Source organism: Rhizobacter sp. (assembly GCF_031412075.1).
In the GTDB taxonomy this organism is placed as follows: domain Bacteria; phylum Pseudomonadota; class Gammaproteobacteria; order Burkholderiales; family Burkholderiaceae_C; genus Rhizobacter.
In genome coordinates, this window is sequence record NZ_JANOCG010000361.1 from 1 (window position 1) to 4573 (window position 4573).

The following is a 4573-nucleotide window of genomic DNA, read 5'->3' on the forward strand; positions in this document are numbered from 1 at the left end:
CTGCGTGCTGATGAACAGCAAGCTGGCCGAGAAGCGCGGCATCAAACCGATGGGCATCTTCCGCGGCTTCGCGGTCGCTGGCTGCGAGCCCGATGAAATGGGCATCGGCCCGGTGTTCGCCATTCCCAAGCTGCTGAAACAAGCCGGCCTGAAGGTCAGCGACATCGGCCTGTGGGAGCTGAACGAAGCCTTCGCCTGCCAAGTGATCTACAGCCGCGACAAGCTGGGCATCCCCGATGACCGATTGAATGTCAACGGCGGCGCCATCGCGGTGGGCCACCCTTATGGCGTGACCGGCTCGCGCCTGACCGGCCATGCGCTGATCGAAGGCAAGCGGCGCGGCGCGAAGTACGTGGTCGTGACCATGTGCATCGGCGGCGGGCAAGGTGCGGCGGGCTTGTTCGAAGTGGTGTGAAGGATGACACCTGAGACACTCCCGAGCATGAGCCAAGACACGTCAGCCAACCAGTTCACCGGCACCAAGCCGGTCGCACCGCAACACGCGTTTGATGTGCAAAAGCTCGACGCCTACATGCGCGAGCATGTGGCCGGCTTCAGCGGCACGCTGGCGGTGGAGCAGTTCAAGGGCGGCCAGTCCAACCCCACCTTCCGCTTGAGCGCCGGTGGCAAGAACTATGTGCTGCGCCGCAAGCCGCCGGGTGTGTTGCTGCCTTCGGCCCACGCGGTCGACCGGGAGTACAAGGTCATCAGCGCACTCGCCCAGACCGACGTGCCGGTTGCCCAGGCCTACGCCCTGTGCGAAGACCCTGCCGTGCTGGGCACCGCCTTCTACATCATGGATTGTGTGGAAGGCCGCATCCTCTGGGACCCCCTGCTGCCCGACTACGACAACGCCCAGCGCGGCGAGCTCTACAGCGAACTCAACCGCGTGATGGCCGCGCTGCACCGCGTGAACCCCGAGGCCATCGGCCTGGGCGATTACGGCAAGCCCGGCAACTACATCGAGCGTCAGGTCGCCCGCTGGACCAAGCAGTACAAGGCCGCCGAGACCGAGAAGATCGAAGCCGCCGACGCGCTCATCGAGTGGCTGCCCAAGTACATCCCGCAAGGCGACGAAGTGGCCATCGTGCATGGCGACTACCGCTTCGACAACGTGATCTTCCATCCCACCGAACCGCGCATCCTGGCGGTGCTCGACTGGGAACTGTCGACGCTCGGCCACCCCTTGGTCGACTTCGCCTACCACTGCATGACCTGGCGCATGAATGGCGGCACCGGCCGCGGCATGGCCGGCGCCGACCTGGTGTCGCGCGGCATTCCGAGCGAAGCCGAGTACGTGGCGATGTACATGGAGCGCACCGGCCGCAAGAACGCGGTGTCGAAGGCCGAGTGGAACTACTACATGGTGTTCAACATGTTCCGCCTGGCCGGCATCCTGCAGGGCATTGCCCACCGTGCGCAACAAGGCAATGCATCGAGCGAGCATGCGGTGGCCTCCGGCAAGCGGGCTCGGCCACTGGCCGAGCAGGCCTGGGCACTGGCCCAGGAAATCGACGCCTCACGCTGAACACACTCTCTCATGAGGCCCCCGCCATGTCGGACCGCCACCTTGCCCATTGGCCGCCGGGTTTGCCCAAGCACCTGACGCTGCCGCAGACCCACCTCTTCTACAACGCCGAGGTGTCGGCGCAGCGTTTCCCCGACAAGCCCTTCATCGTCTTCTACGACACGCCGGTCACCTTCTCCGAATTCAAGGACGAGGCCGAGCGCATTGCCGGTTACCTGCAGCACGAATGCGGCGTGAAGGCCGGCGACCGGGTGCTGCTGTATCTGCAGAACAGCCCGCAATGGGTGCTGGCGTATTACGGCATCTTGCGTGCGAACGCGGTGGTCGTGCCAGTCAACCCGATGAACATGACCGACGAGCTGCGGCACTACGTGAAAGACGCTGGCGCCACCACCGCCTTCGTGCCGCAAGACCTGTATGCGCAGATGAGCCCGCTGGTCGACCGCGACAACCAAGCGGGCGGCCTCAAACACCTGATCGTCGCGACCTACAGCGACTACCTCAAGCGCCCCACCGACCTGCGCGTGCCCGAGTTCGTGGCCGAGCCGCGCAAGACCTTCGACGATGCCGGCGCCGTGGCCTGGGCCGACGTGCTCGCGCGCCGGCTGACACCCGGCCCGCTCACCGCCGGTCCCGATGATTTGTGCGTGATGCCCTACACCTCGGGCACCACCGGCCAGCCCAAGGGCTGCATGCACACCCACCGCAGCGTGATGAGCACGCTGGTCGGCGGCGTGCAGTGGTTCAACCGCACGCAAGACGCGGTGTATTTGTCGGTGCTGCCCTACTTCCACGTCACCGGCATGGCCGGCAGCATGAACGGGCCGCTGTACATCGGCGGCACCATCGTCATCTTGCCGCGCTGGGACCGCGACGCCGCTGCGCAGTGCATGCAGCGTTACCGCGTGACGGTGTGGCAGGTCATCTCCACGATGATGATCGACTTCCTGTCGAACCCGAAGCTGGATGACTACGACCTCTCCAGCCTGCAAGGCATACGCGGCGGCGGCGCGGCCATGCCGCAGGCGATCTGCGCCAAGCTGAAAGAGAAGACCGGGCTCGACTATGTGGAGGGCTACGGCATGAGCGAGACCATGGCCGCCACCCACATCAACCCGCCGCAGCGGCCCAAACAGCAGTGCCTGGGCATCCCGGTGTTCGACGTCGACTCGCGTGTGGTCGACCCCACCACGATGCAGGAAGTGGCCCAGGGCGAAACCGGCGAGATCATCGTGCACGGCCCGCAGGTGATGCGCGGCTACTGGAACAACGACCAGGCCACGAAAGACAGCTTCATCGAGCTCGACGGCAAGCGCTTCCTGCGCACTGGCGACCTGGCGCAGATCGACGAAGACGGCTACTTCTTCATGGTCGATCGCTTGAAGCGAATGATCAACGCCTCGGGCTTCAAGGTCTGGCCGGCGGAGGTGGAAGCACTCATGTACCGCCACCCCGCGATCCACGAGGCCTGCGTGATCGGCTCACGCGACGCCAAGCGTGGCGAAACCGTGAAAGCCCTGGTCGTGCTCAAGCCCGAATTTCAGGGGCGGGTAAGCGAGCAAGACATCGTGACCTGGTCGCACGACCATATGGCGGCATACAAGAGCCCGCGAATCGTGGAGTTCGTGCCCTCCTTGCCCAAGTCGGGTTCGGGCAAGGTGCAATGGCGTGAACTTCAAGAACGAGAGGCGAATCGAACCGCCCCGTAATGCAGCAGCAGTTATCCAACAACCCCCTCACGACCGGAGATTTACCGTGAAAACATCGTCCCAGATCATGGTGCAGCGCATTCGCCGCGGCCTGATGCTCGCCGCCGCAGGCGCCGCCTTGGCCGCGCCCTTTGGCACTGCCCTGGCGCAGGCCTTCCCGAGCAAACCCATCACCCTGATCGTGCCGTGGCCGGCCGGTGGCTCGACCGACCGCCACCACCGCGCCCTGGCCGAGTTGGCCAGCAAGCACCTGGGCCAACAGATCATCGTGGAGAACAAACCCGGAGCCGGTGGCACCCTTGGCCCGAGCTCCATGGCGCTCACCGCCAAGCCCGACGGCTACACCATCTCGCAGTACCCGATGGGCATGCTGCGCATCCCGCACATGAACAAGGTGCAGTGGAGCCCGATCAACGACTTCACCTTCATCATGGGCGTGTCGGGCTACACCTTCGGCTTTGTCGTGAAGAGCGATTCACCGCACAAGAGCTTCAAGGACTATGTCGAAACCGCGCGCAAGCAGCCGGGCAAGATCGACTTCGGTTCCACCGGTATCGGCACCAGCCCGCACCTGCTGCTCGAAGAGCTGGCCAACAACGCCAAGGTCGAGTTCAACCACGTGCCGTTCAAAGGCAACGCCGACCTGATGCAGGCCCTGCTGGGTGGCCACGTGATGGCCGCGAGCGATGCCTCGGGCTGGGACAAGTTTGTCGACGGCGGCCAGATGCGCCTGCTCGCCACCTTCGGCGAACAGCGCACCAAACGCTGGCCGCAAGTGCCCACCGCCAAGGAGCTGGGCTACAACATCGTCGGCAACTCGCCGTACGGACTGGTCGGCCCGAAGGGCATGGACCCGGCCGTGGTGAAGACCCTGCACGACGCCTTCAAGAAGGCCATGGACGACCCCAAGCATGCCGAGGTGCTGGCCCAGCTGAACCAGGACCCGTGGTACCGCACCGGCGAGCAATACAAGTCGTGGGCGATCGCGACCTATGCCAAGGACAAGTTGCTGATTGACCGCCTGGGTCTGGCGGCGAAGTAAGCCCTCTCCCGTTCACCCTGAGCCTGTCGAAGGGCCCGCCGTGCACCGCGCGGCTTTGACCCTTCGACTCAGCTCAGGACAGGCAGGCTCAGCCCGAACGGAGTTGTGATGATTTTGTTCAACAGAAGAAAGTGTTGTTCCCCATGAAAGTCTTGGTAGCCGTCAAACGAGTGGTTGACTACAACGTGAAGGTGCGGGTGAAGAGCGACGGCAGCGGTGTCGACATCGCCAACGTCAAGATGAGCATGAACCCGTTTGACGAGATCGCGATCGAAGAAGCGGTTCGCCTCAAGG

3 protein-coding genes and 2 pseudogenes are annotated in these 4573 nt (G+C 64.3%); all 5 read left to right on the top strand.

The window, feature by feature from the left end:
• Positions 1-415, top strand: a pseudogene (locus RMO40_RS13375) (acetyl-CoA C-acyltransferase); the annotation flags it as partial.
• Positions 416-442: 27 nt separating this feature from the next.
• Positions 443-1528 (top strand): phosphotransferase, encoded by a 1086-nt coding sequence (locus tag RMO40_RS13380; protein WP_309721940.1) that lies wholly within the window; start codon positions 443-445, stop codon positions 1526-1528.
• A 26-nt stretch (positions 1529-1554) separates the two neighbouring features.
• Entirely contained in the window at positions 1555-3237 is a 1683-nt protein-coding gene (locus RMO40_RS13385) for a long-chain fatty acid--CoA ligase (RefSeq protein WP_309721943.1), read from the top strand.
• A 67-nt stretch (positions 3238-3304) separates the two neighbouring features.
• The gene (locus RMO40_RS13390; protein ID WP_489660160.1) at positions 3305-4279 is read left to right on the top strand and encodes a tripartite tricarboxylate transporter substrate binding protein; all 975 of its coding nucleotides are present in this window, start codon (positions 3305-3307) and stop codon (positions 4277-4279) included.
• A 143-nt stretch (positions 4280-4422) separates the two neighbouring features.
• A pseudogene (locus RMO40_RS13395) lies at positions 4423-4573 on the top strand (electron transfer flavoprotein subunit beta/FixA family protein); the annotation flags it as partial.